The sequence below is a fragment of the Anaerosporobacter sp. genome (genome assembly GCF_031551385.1).
Taxonomy (GTDB): Bacteria; Bacillota; Clostridia; order Lachnospirales; family Lachnospiraceae; genus Anaerosporobacter.
On record NZ_JAVBNS010000161.1, the window covers coordinates 32,939 to 50,404 of the forward strand.

General features: G+C 33.9%; 13 protein-coding genes and 1 tRNA gene. 3 read left to right on the forward strand and 11 right to left on the reverse strand.

The features are described from left to right. Positions 1-260: 260 nt before the first annotated feature. Positions 261-2,732, reverse strand: a complete 2,472-nt coding sequence (locus tag RMR19_RS13185) for a methyl-accepting chemotaxis protein (RefSeq protein WP_310603957.1) — start codon at positions 2,730-2,732, stop codon at positions 261-263. Between the two features lie 316 nt (positions 2,733-3,048). Between RMR19_RS13185 and RMR19_RS13190 the strand changes: the two genes are divergently transcribed. Then, positions 3,049-3,130: transfer RNA gene (locus RMR19_RS13190), tRNA-Leu, on the forward strand. Positions 3,131-3,261: 131 nt separating this feature from the next. On the opposite strand, the gene RMR19_RS13195 is transcribed toward RMR19_RS13190, so the two are convergent. The 3 genes from RMR19_RS13195 to RMR19_RS13205 all read right to left on the reverse strand — a co-directional run bounded on the left by RMR19_RS13195 (position 3,262) and on the right by RMR19_RS13205 (position 7,178). After that, a complete protein-coding gene (locus tag RMR19_RS13195; protein WP_310603958.1) occupies positions 3,262-5,613 on the reverse strand; it encodes a SpoIID/LytB domain-containing protein in 2,352 nt (783 codons plus the stop codon). 262 nt (positions 5,614-5,875) lie between these two features. Next, positions 5,876-6,367: a cob(I)yrinic acid a,c-diamide adenosyltransferase gene (locus tag RMR19_RS13200; protein WP_310603959.1), complete on the reverse strand. Its 492-nt coding sequence runs from the start codon at positions 6,365-6,367 to the stop codon at positions 5,876-5,878. A 178-nt stretch (positions 6,368-6,545) separates the two neighbouring features. Then, positions 6,546-7,178 carry a single-stranded DNA-binding protein gene (locus RMR19_RS13205; protein WP_310603960.1) on the reverse strand — a complete coding sequence of 211 codons (633 nt, stop codon included), beginning with the start codon at positions 7,176-7,178 and terminating at the stop codon, positions 6,546-6,548. Positions 7,179-7,730: 552 nt separating this feature from the next. On the opposite strand from RMR19_RS13205, the gene typA reads away from it, so the two are divergent. Continuing rightward, positions 7,731-9,563, forward strand: a complete 1,833-nt coding sequence (gene typA, locus RMR19_RS13210) for a translational GTPase TypA (RefSeq protein ID WP_310603961.1) — start codon at positions 7,731-7,733, stop codon at positions 9,561-9,563. A gap of 75 nt (positions 9,564-9,638) precedes the next feature. On the opposite strand, the gene RMR19_RS13215 is transcribed toward typA, so the two are convergent. The 7 genes from RMR19_RS13215 to clpX all read right to left on the reverse strand — a co-directional run bounded on the left by RMR19_RS13215 (position 9,639) and on the right by clpX (position 16,895). Continuing rightward, positions 9,639-10,439 carry a type II toxin-antitoxin system antitoxin SocA domain-containing protein gene (locus RMR19_RS13215; RefSeq protein ID WP_310603962.1) on the reverse strand — a complete coding sequence of 267 codons (801 nt, stop codon included), beginning with the start codon at positions 10,437-10,439 and terminating at the stop codon, positions 9,639-9,641. A 189-nt stretch (positions 10,440-10,628) separates the two neighbouring features. Next, entirely contained in the window at positions 10,629-11,777 is a 1,149-nt protein-coding gene (gene ytvI, locus RMR19_RS13220) for a sporulation integral membrane protein YtvI (protein ID WP_310603963.1), read from the reverse strand. A 90-nt stretch (positions 11,778-11,867) separates the two neighbouring features. Next, the gene (hisC, locus tag RMR19_RS13225) at positions 11,868-12,926 is read right to left on the reverse strand and encodes a histidinol-phosphate transaminase (protein ID WP_310603964.1); all 1,059 of its coding nucleotides are present in this window, start codon (positions 12,924-12,926) and stop codon (positions 11,868-11,870) included. A 13-nt stretch (positions 12,927-12,939) separates the two neighbouring features. Further along, positions 12,940-14,124: a pyridoxal phosphate-dependent aminotransferase gene (locus tag RMR19_RS13230; RefSeq protein WP_310603965.1), complete on the reverse strand. Its 1,185-nt coding sequence runs from the start codon at positions 14,122-14,124 to the stop codon at positions 12,940-12,942. Between the two features lie 188 nt (positions 14,125-14,312). Beyond that, positions 14,313-14,576, reverse strand: coding sequence for a hypothetical protein (locus tag RMR19_RS13235; RefSeq protein ID WP_310603966.1), 264 nt, complete (start codon positions 14,574-14,576; stop codon positions 14,313-14,315). A gap of 26 nt (positions 14,577-14,602) precedes the next feature. Continuing rightward, complete coding sequence (locus RMR19_RS13240) at positions 14,603-15,280, reverse strand: hydrolase (protein ID WP_310603967.1); 678 nt, start codon at positions 15,278-15,280, stop codon at positions 14,603-14,605. A gap of 172 nt (positions 15,281-15,452) precedes the next feature. Beyond that, positions 15,453-16,895 carry an ATP-dependent Clp protease ATP-binding subunit ClpX gene (clpX, locus tag RMR19_RS13245; protein ID WP_310603970.1) on the reverse strand — a complete coding sequence of 481 codons (1,443 nt, stop codon included), beginning with the start codon at positions 16,893-16,895 and terminating at the stop codon, positions 15,453-15,455. Positions 16,896-17,227: 332 nt separating this feature from the next. On the opposite strand from clpX, the gene RMR19_RS13250 reads away from it, so the two are divergent. After that, positions 17,228-17,466: MarR family transcriptional regulator (locus tag RMR19_RS13250; protein ID WP_310603968.1), on the forward strand; the 239-nt coding region annotated here is incomplete at its 3' end.

The following is a 17,466-nucleotide window of genomic DNA, read 5'->3' on the forward strand; positions in this document are numbered from 1 at the left end:
TGCCCAATGGTTACTAATTGATTCACTCCTTCATTTATTTTTATTCATATTCCTTGGTAAATTACAACATATTTATTATAATTCAACTGGATTACATTGTCAATTAACGTCACATTTTATTGATATATTTACAGTTTCTTCATCATACTGCTCTATATCATGAGTTACATCTATATATGAGAATCTATATATAACTAGCAGTCAAAAAGGACTTCAACACCTCCCTCTTGAAATGTTAAAGTCCTTTTTTGTCTCTATCTCTATAAATTAAAGAATTTCAAATCATTCTTCATCTCTTCTGCAGATTCCATTAATAATTTGGCTTCTTCCGCAAGATTCTTAATCGTTACATTAAGTTCTGACATAGAAACCATAGTTTCCTCTGTTGAAGCTGCATTTTCCTCAGAAATAGCAGAAAGATTCTGAATAACACCTTCTACCTTAATACGGGCAGTATCACAATCTGATGTGAATTTCTTAATTTCATTCGTTCCTTTACTTGCGTCTTGTACACGATGTTCAAGATTCACAAATTGCTTCTGTGTAGAGTTTAGCTTATCTTGCTGTTCATTTACTGTCCCAGAAACTGTATCAATAATATCAACAGTCTTAGTTGCTTCTACCGATAACTCTCTAATAATCGTTTCGATATTCGTAGCAGATGAGTTGGATTGTTCCGAAAGTTTCTGAATCTCAGAAGCTACAACTGCAAATCCTTTACCTGCCTCTCCTGCTCTTGCAGCTTCTATACTTGCATTAAGAGATAATAGACTTGTCTGGCTTGCGATTGATGTAATGAAATCTGCTGCTTCATGTATCTTTTGTACCGATTCATTTGTAATATGTATCTGCTGTGCTACTTGGTCAAACGCATCAGCGGTACGCTTATTCGATACAGCAAGCTCTGTCATGAAGTTTGAAGACTCCACAGCCATTTCACGCATTTCCTCTGTTATTGAATTCAAACGTTCTACATTTGTAACGATTTTTTCAAAGGATGTTGCCATATCAAACATAGTTCCTGCTGCTTCTTCGATTTCTGATGCTTGTGAAACTGCTCCATTGGAAATATCATTAACAGCTCTCTCTACTTCATATGAACTTTCACTACCTACTGTAGATATCTCACTCAATCCTTCACCAGAATTGGCTACTTTCTGTGATATTGCTTGTGTATTATGTAGAATTCCTACAAGCTTATCCAAGAATACATTTAATGATTTTCCAAAAATAGAAAACTCATCCTTTCCCGTTGCAACTGCTCTAACGGTAAGGTTACCTGCTGTAATCTGTTCCAATGTTTCTTTGAATTTACGAATACTGCGATTAATCACTTGATTAATGAAAAGAGTAATTATAACTAATAAGATTGTACTTGCAAGCAAAATGCCAACAATCATAGCCGTTAAACTGTTCTTTGCTGTAGCAGTAGATTTTGCAATGTTATCTTGCATCAACTCATTTTGCGTTGTTAGCTCCTGTGAAAGTTGAATATTCGCTTTCTTCAACGCAAATATTTGCTCATCTTCCTTGCTGATTTGCGTAAATGCACTCTTCTTCGCATTCAACCCTTCAAGAGCAGCATTTTTTTGCCCCTCATCTTTCGCATAGTTGGAAACTGCTCCTATTAGTTCATCTAAGATTGCAACTACAGAAAGAGATTCTTCTGCTATATCCTTTCCTTCTACGACATGTTTGCTGTAAGTTCCAAATGCAGCATTCAATTCAGCAAGTTTGCCACCAAAATTATACATTCCATCTAAGGTATTGGCAGCGGCAGCACCTGCTGGATATGTATCCTCAAAATACAATTCAAAATATACATGGGAATAATCCATATTGTTTAACTCTTTAAAAGGAATCTTTACAGCGATTTCTTCCCAACTACCATCAGTACTAGTATAGTTTGCATTAATTTTTAGTGCAGGTGCTCCAAAAATATCTTCATATTCAATACCAGCAAATGCACTACCATATGAATAATCTCCTATAGATGAGATATTCATTGTTTCCTTGTTTCCGCCTGAGAGCACAATATTACTAATGTAAATGGTTCCTTTATATTTCATGCCACTTCCACCAATACGTACAAGAAAGTAATCACGTTTTCCTGGCTGAGGTAAAGCATTGTCATAAACCATCTTCGTATAGTTTTTTCCACCTATTTTTACAGTGTCAGCTGTATAGGCATTCGTCCAATTCCCCTCTACCCATGTACTACTAGAGATGCTGTCAAATTGTGAAGTTATTGCTGCATCATTCTGTAAGAAATTCACATAAGAGCCTGTATCCTGTGTAAAGCCTCTCTCTGTACAAAGAGAACGAATCTTCTCTTGATTTTGCAAAATCTCTGATATACTTGTTTGAATATTACTGACATCTTTCTTTTGATCACCTGAGGAAAAATCTACTGCTTGCGTAGCCTTCTCCTCCATTGTATGTAGATTGTTTATGATATCTCCAAGATAGGAATCATCAAGTGCATAGAGATATGATGTCTCTAGACTCTGATTCTCATATTGCAAAAGACTGATATCATTAATCCTAGAAAGAAGATTATTATTGTTATCATTCTTGCTTAGAGAACTTAAACCTACCATTCCAAGGATTACAGATACCAGTATAGAAAGCGCACCCATAAGAAGTACTTTTCCTTTAATACTTCCTAAAAAGCTTATTTTTTCGGTCGTTGTACTTTTACTATTTCCATTAGTCGTTTTCTGTTTGTTCATTGTAATGACCTCCCTTTTTTATAAGCATTATACCTTCGCATATGTACAAATTATTATACCATATTTTTCAATCCCACACAATAAATAGTAACAATCTTTTCCTTAATCCAATAATATTCTGTAGTAATGTTTGTATAATTATTTTAAAGGATTATTGTCATTTTCACTTCCTAATCATTGCCCATGATTTATCAATTCTTGCTAAGTAATAAAAAAGCCCTTACCAAAATCAGTATTCAAAAACCACTTGACAAAGACAATTAAAAATCATATAATATTTATCGTACTGATGAGCTATTATGATGAATCTGTATATGCGGAAGTGCTGGAATGGCAGACAGGCAGCACTAAGGATGCTGTGTTCTACGAACGTGTGGGTTCAAGTCCCATCTTCCGCAGTAAAAAAAGAATCAATCTTTTGTGATTGGTTTTTTTTTATTTGGTAAAATACTAAAATAAATTAAAACAGTTTCTAAGCAGTGTAAATCCCCACTACTTAGAAACTATTTTTTATAAGTAATTCAATTTTCTAATATATCGAAGCAATACTAACCCCCGTATAGTAATGCTCTAGTATATCCTCATATTTATAACCATCTTCCACCATTGCTTTCACACCATTCTGGCTCATACCAACACCGTGACCATATCCACCACCGCGAATCTTATAACCAGTTAGCTTATCGTCTTTTTTAATTTCATCGATAATAATAAAGGCACTTGGTAGTAAACTCATATTAGAAATCTTACTATCATCCTGACGAACTACGTCGTTACCACTTGGCGATAATAGAATTCGAATGTTATATTCAGAGATTACTTTTACTGTATTCTTCGAACCTTTGATAATAACTTCGGTTGCGACACCTCCCGTTGCACGTTTCGTAATTGTAATACTCTTGATATTACCTACTGTCTCAACTGGAGTGCTAATATATTTACCATTTACAAGTGTTAATATCAGCCTACTGTTTGCGTTATATCGTGATTTTAGCTTTGCATCAATTGTCTTCTTCAAATCTGCTAACGACACTTTCGTTTGCCAACGATACCATGCAAAGTCACTATCGTATGTATCATAGCTTTCCTTTGTAAGAAACTCTCTGAATTTCTTTTCCTCTGTCAAGTCTAACTCTTTTACTTTCTCATCATCAACTTGTAATTTTCCTGTTAGATATTCTAATGGTGTATTGCTCATCCATACTTCATTCGCACTTGATGTATATCCACATGAAGTTGAGAAATAGTATGCTGTAATCACTTCATTATCATAGTTTAATACCTTGCCATATGTATCCTTAACCGCTTCGATAGAAGAGGCATTTTCTTCTACATTATTATATACTTGGAATGAAGTACTATCGTCTACATGTGCTCCATATTCGCCATACTGGTTACTTAGTAGTTGATTATAAGCATAGCTTCTTGCACAAACTGCCTGTACTTTAAGTGCTTCCTTTCCATATGATGTTGGCATCTCACTTGGCACTACACTATAGAGATATTCTTCTAATGGCAATTCATTCACAAGCGTTAAGCCTTGATCACACGATGCAATCTCAAGTGTACCTCGATAACTTGGTGTACCATATGCTCTCTCTATAGAAGAGATTGTTATCTTTCCCTCCTTTGTAGTCTCCACTCGTAATCTACCAGACTCTAACATCTTACTTGTTGGCTTTATCGTTACCTTCTCTTTCGCAGCGTATTTCTTTGTTTTCTTTCCATATGTTATTGTAAATGCTTCATCAGAGGTCAACACGACCTTACTATGGAACATGTCTTTAAAGCCCGTTGTCTTTAATAACACACGAATGTTTTCTGCCTTTGGACTTTCCGTAATTAAAGCTGCACTAATCTTATCATTTGATATAACAAAATCTGTTATTGTATAACCTACAAGGACTGCACTACTAACTTTTGACTCCACATCACCATAGATTTTATAGATTCGATAGTCATCTTCCAGATATATCTTACCGTAATCTTCAATTTCAATATATTCCTTTGTAGCAGATAATACCTTTCCAGAGATTTTATTTGGTTTAACAGAAACCTTCGTAATCTTTTGATTACTTATTATTAAGTCACCAATAACATTTGTGATTTCTTCTGCTAACACATTCTCTGTTTGAAATGTTCTTTCCACTCCATTGATAAAAACAGTTACACTTTGTTTCTTACCATCTATAATCCACACATTTTCAAGTGATATCGTATCATTCTTAACCTGTTTAACTGCCAAGATTTCATCTCCCTTAACAATCGCAGTCACTGTCTGGTTTAAACAAGCTTCTAGGGAGATTCCATCACTTTGATAGATTGCATCCTCTCCTACTACTTTCCACTTATCTTCCATCTTATCACCACCAGCCATTACAATGAAGATATCCTTCTCAGTTGGAACATAGTTATAAATCTCAGTACAGATATATTCATAGACTGACAACCAATTCGTAAAGCTTATGTTTTTATCGAGAATATCGGATGTCAGCTCAAAACGAAGACGCTTGTAATCCGTTAATTGCAGTTTCTCTAATATTTCTTTTGCCTCTTTATATGTCAGTTCATCATTTGGACGAAAGTTCTTATCTTCCTGCATTAGCTCCAATACGGTAACTGCATTAACGTATTTATCATACCATTTACTTTCATCGGTGTCTTTATATACTGCAATGCGCTCTAACTGCTCACATTCCTCTCTCGTATATGCCGCATAACTAATCATCTTGGCAACTTGAGCACGCGTTATTGTTTCCTCTAATGTATTCTGAACTCCCTCCTGCACACTTGTATCCGTATTATTGGAATTTCCATTTCTTAAAAAAATACAGCAGATTATAATGATACAAACTATAATCAACACTAATTTGCGCTTCATACAACTACTCCTTTCAAAGTCTTGAGACCTTGTGCAAAGCACAAATCTCTGTGTGAACAATCTTTATTCATAAACTGAAACATTTATTCACACGAATACCAATACTTTCTATTTTATACTGCACGTCCACATATGTAAATATATTATAAGTCCTATTTGTTTATGATAACGTATTGTATTTATTTTATTAGTCAAAAAAAGAGGTGCACACCAATCATATAGTGCAGCACCTCCCATTTACATATCTTATTCTTTGTAAAAACTAGCATCCTTTAATTTGCTCTATCTTCGATATCATATCAACATGTTCCATTAGTTCTTCTGGCATATTAACACCAGTTAATACTAATTTACAATAATCATCTCTTAGATCAATTAATTTCACAATGTCTTCCATCGTTATCAAACCTAGATCAATCAAACCAAGGATTTCATCTAATACCAAAACATCACATTCTCCAGTTTCTATTACTTTTCTCGCAAAATTCACACCGTTTAATATGTTCTTTTTCTCTTCTAGCTGCTCTTCCTCTGTGAGGTCAATGTACGATTCTTTTGCTTTCTCAAAACGGAATAGTTTAATGTCTGGTTCTAATTTACCTAGGAAAGAGAATTCTTCTGCATCTCTTCCTTTTAAAAATTGTATTATAATAACTTCATAGCCTAGACTTGCTGCTCGTATACACTGGCCAACTGCTGCGGTCGTTTTTCCTTTACCATTGCCATAATATATTTGAACAATCTTTTTCTCCATCTTGCCCATGTCCTTTCTTAATAACAAAACTGTCCAGTTTATGCACATTAAATGAAGTAAAAAACGTTCATCTTGGCACTGGCTAACTCAAAAAGCACACTTTATAAAATATTGCTTTTTGATATACCATAATACAACATTATTATTCAAAAGTAAATAGGTATTGATTAATTCTCGTCTATGCTTCTTCTATACATTCAAGTTTGCTAACCGAAACTTCGTAAGCAACTCTCTTTTCAAAATCCTCTTCTCCAACTTTCTTTTGGTACTCTCTACTTTGGATACGTCCAAATACTTGAATATGTCCACCAACAGTAAAACTCTCAGCAAATCTTGCATTTCTTCCCCAACAGATGCAAGGGATATAATCCGATTTTCCATATGGTCTGTTTACTGCTAATAGAATGTCTGCGATTTCTCTTCCTAATGGAGTTTTTCTATAAATTGGCTGTTTACATACATAGCCATCTAAAAAGATATAATTTGGTTTAGGGCTATCATATCCCTCTTCACAAATTTTAACCTCTCTTACAAATACAGAAAGAACTAAACGATTTCTACTTTCCTCATGTCTATTGTATGATCGAAATTGTCCAAGAATTTCAATATACTCTCCTATATAGCTCTTTTTAACATCCATGAGACGTTCGGAAATCATTAGTGGTATTACATCAGATGAATTGCTTAATCTTCCAACCGATACATCAACGGTATAGAATCCTTCTCCAAATACGTCGTGGCTAAACTTAAATTCACTGATTACCTCTCCTGCAATACTTACTTGATTATTATCAAATACTTTATCTGTCATATGGTACGACTCCTCTCTTAATCCTGCTCTAAAAATAGCAACACTGTATATTAATTGCTTCACTAATATATCTATGCTTGATTTTTTATTTTTAGAAGTAAAAAATTGTAATTACTAAAGTATTTCCAATTTTAGTACATTTTAGTCCAAATGTAAACCTCTAATTTAACATTTTTTGAAACTTAACAATTCCTTAATATTTTCTGTTGTTTTTTGTAGCTTTCTATACTATTTTACCATATATTTTTCAAGAATCCCTCCTACTTTAGTCCCATTATATAGAAGATAAACAAGTTAATTTTATTTTTACTTCTATCACTACTTATTTGCTTGAGTAAAAATATCTTGCTTTGGGATAATATTGATAAGAATATAATACATTTTTCCCAAAATTTTTTGCTTTTCTTATAAGTGCTTGTAAAATGCAAGATTTATGATAAAATATATAAGTTGTAAGTCAACATCACAAATACTTGATATGCGTGTGAAATAATTTCTTTCACACTGGGGTTCGTATACAGACAAAACAGTCTGGTGCAGATTGGAGAAACAATGAGAACAAAGAGAGAAGATATCAGAAATATAGCTATTATTGCACACGTTGACCACGGAAAAACTACTTTGGTTGATGTATTATTAAAACAAAGCGGTGTATTCCGTTCCAATCAAACGGTGGAAGAAAGAGTCATGGACTCTAATGATATCGAAAAAGAACGTGGAATAACAATTCTATCTAAAAATACAGCTGTATATTATGGAGATACAAAAATAAATATTATTGATACACCTGGACATGCTGACTTCGGTGGTGAAGTTGAACGTGTTCTTAAAATGGTTAATGGTGTTGTTCTTGTAGTAGATGCTTACGAAGGTGCTATGCCTCAGACTAAATTCGTACTTAAGAAAGCATTAGAACTTGAATTACCTGTTATCGTATGTATCAATAAAATCGATAGACCAGAAGCTAGAGCTACAGAAGTAATTGATGAGGTTCTTGATTTATTTATCGAATTAGATGCTTCTGAAGAACAACTTGATTGTCCTTTCGTATATGCTTCTGCAAAACAAGGTGTTGCTATTCTTGAATTAGATGATTCACCTGAAAACATGAAACCATTATTCGAAACTATTATTGACTATATCCCAGCTCCAGAAGGTGATTCTGAAGCGGATACACAAGTTCTAATTAGTACAATTGATTATAACGAATATGTTGGTCGTATTGGTGTTGGTAAGGTTGATAACGGATCTCTTTCTTTAAATCAAGAAGTTATGCTTGTAAATGCTCATGAGCCAGATAAACGTAAAAAAGTTAAGATTGGTAAATTATACGAATTTGATGGCCTTGGAAAAGTTGAAGTTGAAAAAGCAGATATCGGTGCTATCGTTGCTATTTCCGGTATCTCTGATATTCATATCGGTGATACACTTTGCTCCTTAGAAAATCCAGTTCCAATTCCATTCCAAAAGATTTCTGAACCAACAATTGGTATGCAATTTATCGTTAATGATAGCCCATTTGCTGGACAAGAAGGTAAATTTGTAACTTCAAGACATCTTAGAGAACGTCTATTTAAAGAATTGAACACAGATGTAAGTTTACGTGTTGAAGAAACAGACTCAACAGAAGTTTTCAAAGTATCTGGACGTGGTGAATTGCACCTTTCTGTATTAATTGAAAATATGCGTCGTGAGGGTTATGAATTTGCAGTAAGTAAAGCAGAAGTTCTTTATCGTACAGATGAGAACGGAAAGCTTCTTGAGCCAATGGAAACAGCTATTATTGATGTTCCTGAAGAATACACAGGTACTGTAATTGAAAAATTAAGCCAACGTAAAGGTGAATTACAAGGTATGTCTAATGCAAATGGTGGCTATGCTAGATTAGAGTTCTCCATTCCTGCTAGAGGTCTAATTGGCTACCGTGGTGAATTCATGACTGATACAAGAGGTAATGGTATTATTAATACTGTATTTGACGATTACGGCCCATACAAAGGCGATATTCAATATAGAAAGCAAGGTTCTCTAATTGCTTTTGAGACTGGTGAATCTATTACTTATGGTTTGTTTAATGCACAAGAACGTGGTACTCTATTCATCGGTGCAGGTGAGAAGATATATGCTGGTATGGTAATTGGACAAAACGGTAAAACTGATGATATCGAAGTTAATATCTGTAAGAAGAAACAATTAACAAATACTCGTTCTTCAGGTGCCGATGATGCTCTTAAATTATCACCTCCACGTGTATTAAGCTTAGAGCAATCATTAGAATTCATTGATACTGATGAATTACTAGAAGTAACTCCAGAAAATCTTCGTATTCGTAAGAAAATCTTAGATCCTACACAAAGAATGCGTGCAAAGAGAAACAGCAAATAAATATAGATACAAAAAAGACAAGCATCGACTGCTTGTCTTTTTTGTATTCCCCGTTTCGTTTACTTTGCACATACCTTAAACGATTTGCATCATATCTCTTCGTATCTCTGTTAATGTAATATCTGGGTATCTACCAATTTCTGAAATACTACCAATATTATATTGAATCAATGCTTCTTTATAATAATTCTTCAATACTTCTTTTGTTAGATATCTACCAGTCTGACCTTCAACAGACTCGTTTAATATCCTGCTCTCTCTTTCAAGTAAAGCAAACAATGCTTTTGGTCCATACCAAGTAAAACCATCGATAACTGCATGAATTAACTCTTTCTCATCTTCCTCCAGCATGGAGTCTTCCATTTCAAGCTTAACCATACCATACTTCTTCATGTTCTTATAAACATTGGGATAAGGTGATGAGTTTCCAAGCGTAAAACATTCATCATCAAACATCTCTCTGCCATAGAATGCAAGTGAGAAAACTTGTATGTAAAACAGTAGTACTTGTATGTATCCAGCACTTACTTCTGAATCTTTAAGATTAATTATATATTGAGCTACAACATCAATCTTAGATTTCATAACACGTTCCAATACGGCTTTCTTACTTTTTCTAAATGCTACATTTGTTAGATTTTCCTTATTTCTCATAAGGATACTGTAGTAATACGTTGGATTTTGTAGTATCGCCTGTAGTTTGTCCGAATACTCTGTAGTTGGCGTGTCCCCTTCAAGATAACGTATAATGGTTGTTTCCCCCCAACCAAGTAATCTTGCAAGTGGTTTCTTCCCAATATTATAGTTCACTATAATTTGCTGAATTTCGTCAACAGATACAATAGCATTCCCTTCTGGTAAAAGTTCATTCTCCATACTTTCTTTTTCCTTCCCTTCATCAAAAAAGTGGCGCTCTCAAAAATATTACACTTCATTAATATGATATATAATATTTCACATTTGGTCAAGTTGCAAATTAATATGTGCTAATATATTTTATAGTATCTATTATAACACAATATTTTAATTAGTCATTAAAATAACCAAAACTTAGCAACTCCTTAATTATTTGTTGCCCTCTTCCACATTTTCTCTGTTCTTTCGTAAATTAATAATATCATTTGTAATATACTGAACATCTTCTATTATACCATCAAATGCTCCTGATTTATAGAAGTTAACAAGTATCATTCCTATTGGTATACCAATAATAATCCCTAAAAATCCTTTTACCTTATATCCCACATACATGAATATCAATGTCTCCATTGGGCTTATGCCAATGCTATCCCCTACTAATTTAGGTTGAAGAATCTGTCTTACAACTTGACATATAAGATAAATAATCATTAAGCCTATGGCTCTAATATAATTTCCTGTTACTAATTCCGCTACTGCCCAAGGCCATAGTACTGCACCCGTTCCAAAGAACGGCAGAAAATCCAAGAATGCAATTCCTAATGCTAATAAAATTGAATATCCTACCCCTAAAATCTCGAAGCCGACAAACAATATGATTGTAATAATTATCATAATCTTAAATTGTGCTTTAAAATATCCACCGAATGCTAATTTGAAGTTATCTGTTATCATTCGAACCTTATCTGACCATGATTCTGGAAGAATCTTCTTCATCTGTACTGACATCTTCTCGCGTTCAGCAACAAAGAAGTATGCAGACATAATTGTAATAAGCATCATAAATAAGAAATCAGCTGCATTTTTAACAAATACACTAGCATCACTTATGGATGGTAATTCTATCTTCTGTACGAATGTATTCACGTAGGAGCCTATATTATCTCCTAGATTATCAATAAATATCTGCATTCCCTCTGGCAATGCTTTATATACTACTTGAAGATTGTCCTGAATCTCTTTAACCTGAAGATTAAATGTGTCATATAGCGTAGGTAAATCCGTTATGAACGAAATACATTCTCTCACGATTGCACCAATAATAAAGTACATTGCTCCAACAATTAATACTAAAACAACGACAATAACAATTGCAGAACCATGCTTTCTAACTATTTTTAAACGTTTCTCTAAAAACTTAACTACAGGATTGGCTATTAGTGCAATTATATATCCTATTACAAACGGCCAGAAAAATGCAATTAGCTTTGGTGCTACAAATATCAATAAAAGCCCACATACTATTGTAAGCATTAAATCAATTGCTATTCTCTTATAAACAGTAGTATTCTTCATCTTCCCACTCCCCTGTCTCTAGGTTGATGCTGAACCTAGGTCATATCTTAATTATTATGCTTCATAACTATACTATCCACCTTGTATTGTTTATTCTATATATTCTTTTAGTGCTGCAAATAAAGAATCCATCTCTTCTTTTGTTCCAATTGAGATACGAAGGTAATTGCTAATACGAGGACTATTTGCAAAACGTCTTACAAATATATTCTTTTCTCTTAGCATTGCCAATAAATCTCCCGCTGAAACAGTACTATGTTTTACGAATAAAAAGTTTGTTTTTGAATCTGTACAAGTAAATCCTAACTTTTCAAGCTCTACAACAGTACGTTCTCTTTCTTCTACAATTTTCGCAAGATTTTCTCTAAAGTATGCATCATCTTTGACAGCCTCAACACCATAATATAATGATGTCTGATTCATTGTATAGGAATTATAAGAATATTTTACATCATTAATAATCTTAATCAATTCCTTGTTTCCAATCGCATATCCAATACGCATACCGGCCATAGATCTAGCTTTTGAGAATGTCTGTACTACAAGAAGATTCTCGTATCTATCAATCAATTCAAGTGCAGATTTTCCACCAAAATCGATATAAGCTTCATCAACAATTACAATAACATCTTGATTGTGTTGCAAGATATCTTCGATAAATGTTAAATCTTCGCAAATACCTGTTGGTGCATTCGGATTTGCTAGAATGATTCCACCATTCTCTTTGTAATAATCCTCTTTCTTTATACGGAAATCCTCATCAAGAGCAGGCATCTCATATGGAATCTTATATAGATTCGCCCAAACCTCATAGAATGAATATGTGATATCAGGGAATAGAATTGGTTTATCTGAATTAAAGAAACTTAAAAATGCCATTCCTAGTACATCATCAGAGCCAACACCAACAAATACTTGCTCTTTATCCACTTTATAATATTCTGCTAAAGATTCTACTAACATAGTCGATTTATCATCTGGGTAAAGACGTAATTTATCCACATTAAAATCTTGTATCGCTTGTAATACACCCGGTGCTGGTGGATATGGATTCTCGTTCGTATTCAACTTAATCATACCCTCTATATTTGGTTGCTCTCCTGGTACATATGGCTCAACTCTTCTACAATTTTTCTCCCATGCTCGCATTCGCTTTTCCTCCTTATTGATACTCTTTTGCTAGTTTTTCAAATCCGTCTAAAGCTCCAACCACTTTGCTATGGTCTACACAATATGCGATTCGACAATATCCTGGACAACCAAATGATGTTCCTGGCACAATTAATATATTATACTTCTTAGCTGCATTGGCAAACGCAATATCATCACCGCCAAATGCTTTAACGAATAGATAAAATGTTCCTTGTGGTTTAATGCAGTCGTATCCAAATTCCATTAACTTATTATATAACACTTCTCTATTGCGATTATAACTCTCTACATCAACTTTAGCGTCGACACATCTGGCAATTACTCTTTGCATCAATGATGGCGCATTCACATATCCAAGGATACGATTCGCTACATTAACTGCTGCTACTATATTCGCAAAGTCGTCCATCTCTTTTGGTAACACAAGGTAACCAATTCTTTCACCAGGCAATGACAACGATTTACTATAGGAATAACCTACAACCGTATTCTTATAATATTTTGTTAAGTATGGTACTTCAATTCCATCATATACAAGTTCTCTATATGGTTCATCCGAAATTAAGTATATACTTGTCCCAAATTCCTTCTGCTTATCTTCTAATATCATTGCAAGTTTACAAATTGTTTCTTCACTATATACAACACCTGTTGGATTGTTTGGTGTATTTACAATTACCGCCTTTGTCTTTGCTGTAATCTTTTCTTTAAACTCATCTAAATTAGGTTGGAAATCTACTGTATTAGGTGATATCTCCACTAACACTCCGTCATAGTTATTCACATAACTTCGATATTCTCCAAAGTAAGGAGCAAATACCATTACTTCATCACCTTTATTAAGAAGTGCTTTGAAGATTACATTAAGTCCTCCAGCAGCACCTACTGTCATAACAATATTCTCTGTTGCAAATGCTGTTCCCTGTGTCTTATTAATATGTTTTGCAACAACATCTCTAACATCTTCATAACCAGAATTATTCATATAACCATGTACTAAATTAGGGCTTTCATTTGTAATAATATCAATAATCGCCTCTTTCACTTCTACTGGCGGTTCAACACTTGGATTTCCAATGCTAAAATCAAATACATTCTCTTCCCCGTAGATATCTGCCATTTTCTTACCTTCTTCAAACATAGCACGAATAATTGAACTATTTTGTACAAGTCCTACCATCTTTTCTGAAATCATTGTCTTCCTCTTTTCTATATTAATGTCATCTCTTATACGCTACTTAGAGTTTAGTATAGCACAGTAGCTATGTAATAATCAATATTTCTATCCAATAAAAGCCATCATTACAAAACCAAAAGGTTATCAAAGTTTGAAGTTTCCTTCACTTTGATAACCCTCTATACTTTTCTGCTTCAATGCATCGATTACTCACCCATATCGTAAAGTTCTCCACCACATTTATCACAGAAATCAAGTCCCTCAAGAGTGATTCCTCCACAATCAGGACAGATCACTTTCTCTGGGTAAATTGTACATTCTACAATCTCATATTCTTCTGTTTCTTCCTTACCATCTTTCGTACTACGACTATCTTTTACCTCTATTGTTTTTGCAAACGTAGGCTCTAATACTTTTCTTTCCTCTAACCTAGTTGCTTTATCTTTTTTCTTTCTTCCAAAAAACCTCATACTGTCCCCCGTACTGCCTCTCTTAACTAAATAATGTACTTTTCTTCACGATAGTTATTCATCATCTTCTTAAAGATCTCACCATTGCTTGGCGGTGTAAATGTAATCGCATTCGCCCCCGCATCAATCGTTCTTAAGATGCTTTCTTCTGTTGGTCCTCCTGTTGCAATAATTGGTACATCCGGAAAATCCTTTCGAATATCGGCAACAATTTTCGTTGTGTTTGCCGCTCCTGATATATTCAAAATCGATGCACCACTTTCTAAGCGTCTCTCAATATCTGTCTTTTCAGAAACTACTGTTATTACAATGGGAATATCTATTTTACGACTTAGATATTCTAGTGTTTCATTCGGTGTTGGTGCATTCACTACAACGCCCATTGCACCTTGAAATTCTGCATCTTCTGCAAGATTACTTACTCTCTTTCCTGTCGTTGTTCCTCCACCTACTCCACAAAACACAGGGACATCGGAACAATTAATAAGAGAATGTGTAATTATTGGTTGTGGAGTAAATGGATAAACTGCAATTACTGCATTGGCATTACAGTTTCTTATAATTGCGACATCCGTTGTAAATACTAACGATTTAATTAATTTTCCAAAGATTCGTATACCACTCACTTGATCAATAACTTGTGGTACTCGAATCATATGTTTTCGAAGGTTTCCATCTATCTCAGGAATATTACGTTTCTCCATAGTTACTTTCCTTCCTCTGTCCAAGTTTGTAACTCTATTATATTCCTTTTTCCGATTACTTGCAATTTAATCCTTATGTCATTTTGTAAATTTATCGTGAACTATATTCTCAATTCTAATGATTCGAAAAAAGCAACTTCACCTAAGTAAAATTGCCTTTTCCTATAACATTTTATTCTGATAATAACGGTGTTATGCAGCCTCTCATCTCTATCACAGGCCCACCTTTTTTCTCTATATAATCTCTTGTAATTGTAACTCGTCCAATGTTCTCGTCTTTTGGAATTTCATACATAATATCTAGCATGAATTCTTCTATTATTGCACGTAATGCTCTTGCTCCAGTCTTTTTCTCTAAGGCTTTCTCTGCAATTGCTTCTAGTGCACCATCATCAAATACTAAATCTACGGAATCCAATTCAAGTAACTTCTTGTATTGTTTCAAAATAGCATTCTTAGGCTCTTTTAAAACTTCAACTAACATTTCTTTTGTTAGCCCTTCTAGGGAATAGATAACTGGAAGACGTCCAATAAACTCTGGTATCATACCAAATTCTCTAAGGTCATCTACAGTAACCTGTTGCAAAAGATTTTCCTCTGCATCGTATTTGTCTTTCAGCTCTGCACCAAAACCAATTGATGATTTCTTATTCAATCTTGCCTTAATAATCTTCTCAAGGTCTGGGAATGCACCTCCGCAGATAAATAATATGTTTCGTGTATTCACTGTTGTAAGTGGAACCATTGCATTCTTGTTTGTTGCTCCAACAGGTACTTCAACTTCTGCACCTTCTAGTAACTTTAACATACCTTGCTGTACGCTTTCACCACTTACATCACGATTTGTTGTACTTTTCTTTTTCGCAATTTTATCAATTTCATCAATGAAAACAATACCACGTTCCGCTTTCTCTACATCATTATCTGCTGCTGCCAATAATTTAGAGATTACACTCTCTACATCATCGCCGATGTATCCTGCTTCTGTCAATGCTGTTGCATCTGTAATAGCTAACGGTACATTCAATAATCGTGCCAATGTCTTAACTAGATATGTCTTACCACAACCAGTCGGCCCAATCATAAGCATATTAGACTTTTCGATTTCAATATCGTCCATTGCGTTCGCCGCTACACGTTTGTAGTGGTTATAAACTGCTACCGATATTACTTTCTTTGCATGTTCTTGACCTATAACATAGTCATCTAATTTTCCCTTTATAACATGAGGTGCAGGAATATTCTTTAAATCGATTTCCTTTGCTTGCTCTTTCTTCTCTTCTTTTTTCTTTTTCAATTTTTGACTTTTAGGAATATCGTTTTGAATCCCACTAAAATTCATCATTGGTCCAAGATTCATCATATCCATATAAGGCATATTACCTGAATTAATCGAATCAAATGTCTTTTGCATACAATCAGAACAGATACAGATATTGTTTGGTATATGAATCATCTTACCAACTTTACTTTCTGGTCTACGACAGATATAGCAAATATCTTCATAATCTTCTTTGTATTCTTTTTCTTTATCTTTTTCAGAATTTTTCAATTCTTTTTTCTCCGAATCCATTGATTCTTTATATTCTATATCTTTATTCATATCATCTGACATAAATATCTTCTCCTCTATCTTGTTACTTCTATAATATTTCATGCAACTTTCTCCATGCACTTAACTATTATATCCGTTGCTTTATAGTACCTCTATAACCATTTTACTCTTTTTATCAGCTATGTACATGTTATTATAACGTACAGATTCTTATAGTACAAGGTTATATTTATTAAATTTTATTAAAATAATACAATGGTAAAAAGCTCATATGTTTTAGAATTGGGAGTGAATTAACTGTATCACACATAGCAAAATACCTTTTCTGTATTCTTATGTGACAAATTGAGTAAATTATGCTACACTAATATACAAACAACTTGGAGGTTTTTATGATTACAGGAAGTAAAGAATTAATTCGTGATATAAACAGTAACCTTGTCCTAACTCAGATTGTTAACTTTAGCCCTATATCAAGATCTGCCATTGCTAAAAAATTAGGACTTACCAAAGCAACGATATCCGCTATTGTTGCTGATTTACTATCTAAAAAACTTGTTCTTGAGATAGGTAGTGATGATACAAGTCTAGGGCGAAAACCTATTCTTTTAAGCTTTAACCGTAAAGCTGG